At 48.7% G+C, this 1,425-nt stretch carries 2 protein-coding genes and 1 pseudogene; 2 read left to right on the top strand and 1 reads right to left on the bottom strand.

What is annotated here, in order from left to right; translation table 11 throughout:
- The first annotated feature begins 498 nt into the window (after positions 1-498).
- Both ACQZ48_RS23390 and ACQZ48_RS23385 read left to right on the top strand, forming a co-directional pair.
- Complete coding sequence (locus tag ACQZ48_RS23390; protein ID WP_004444357.1) at positions 499-789, top strand: toxin-antitoxin system TumE family protein; 291 nt, start codon at positions 499-501, stop codon at positions 787-789.
- Positions 786-1,154 carry an HVO_A0114 family putative DNA-binding protein gene (locus ACQZ48_RS23385; protein WP_004444360.1) on the top strand — a complete coding sequence of 123 codons (369 nt, stop codon included), beginning with the start codon at positions 786-788 and terminating at the stop codon, positions 1,152-1,154. The genes ACQZ48_RS23390 and ACQZ48_RS23385 overlap by 4 nt, the downstream gene beginning before the upstream one ends.
- 186 nt (positions 1,155-1,340) lie before the next feature.
- Here ACQZ48_RS23385 and ACQZ48_RS23380 read toward each other — a convergent pair.
- Positions 1,341-1,425: pseudogene (locus ACQZ48_RS23380) on the bottom strand (IS5/IS1182 family transposase); the annotation flags it as partial.

The raw sequence follows: 1,425 nt of genomic DNA, 5'->3' as shown, positions 1-1,425 counted from the left end.
ATATCATGATATTGTTATTACGATTGATCGCCACCAATTTCATCACCTTTTTAGTCCACTTCATAATCAGATTCCCTCTCAGCTCCACCAATAAATAATTCATCCTTCATGCAAAAACCTATATAAATCACTTGGTTGCAGGCAGTTCAAATTGCCCGCCCGTAACAACAAGCAAAATCCGCCAATCAAACTCCCCACTTTTCACAGCAACTGTCTACTTACAATATTTATATGTTTTAGCGCAACTCCTACATAAATTATATGTTTGCGAGCGACACTCCCCTGCCTCAAACCAATAGCGCGCCGCGATCATTCACTTAAGTTAATACCGGTAATTTATTCCTTGCATCAAGTATAAAAATAATAATATATGTATTTAAGGCAGATAAATCGGTAAAATATTCCAAGCATAAACATCCTGCAACCTGCCGCCAAATCAACCTCAAAGCTGCGTTGGCATCCTTGACAACGGCGTGTTGTGATGGCATAAACGACAACATGATTGCCGCGGTACTTGTGGAACGTTCGAAAACTGTTTTGCCAGATGGTGCGATTGTCGAGATCGTCGTGTGGAAGGTGCCAGAACCCGTTCCCGGTAGCACGCACCTGTTCAAGTATCGACTGTTTTTTGGCAAGGATGGTCGGCGCATCGTCGGTTTCGACAACGAACGCGGCAAAGGCGATCATTGTCATCTTGACGGCGACGAGCATCCTTACATGTTCACAACGACCGATGCCCTCCTGTCCGACTTTCGGAAGGAGATAATCAAGAGGAGGAAGAAGCCATGAGAGAAGCCTTGATTCAAATCCGAGCAGACAGCGAAGCTGCCCTCAATGAGGTTTTTGAAAGGGCAACGAACGCCATGCGTTCAGGCAATCCCTCAGAGCCCGTGGCAGTCTTCACCTTTTCGTCGCCCGCACAGCTTTTTTCTGTCATCACCCCCAAAAGGTGGGAATTGATTGAACATCTTCAGAAGATCGGTCCATCGAGCATACGCGGACTTGCCCGATCCGTCGAACGTGACGTCAAGCGTGTCCACGAGGACGTGTCCGCGTTGTCGGACTGGGGTATATTCGAACAAACCGAAGACGGAAAGGTTCACGTACCCTACGAAGTCATCCACGCGAATTTCGACCTCAGAGCGGCAGCCTGATCAGGGACCGCAACGCAAACCATCAACGCTTCCAGCCTTCGGTTTCATCGCGGGAAGCCTCCCTCCACAGATAAGGGTAGCGGATTACGACTGCAGTCTCGATCTTATCGAAACCGTTCACCGAACCGTCTCTTCAGTTTCCGCATAAGTGTCGACTGCGGCCTCAAATTCCTCTAGGCCGTCGACTCATAAACTCTGACACCAGATTCTTGCGGCGACGAGTTTGACAGCTGCGAGATAGTTTTCCGGGCGCTTGTCGTAGCGCGTGGCG

Source organism: Agrobacterium sp. 22-209-1 (assembly GCF_053522485.1).
This window is presented reverse-complemented; position numbering and strand designations above follow the sequence as displayed.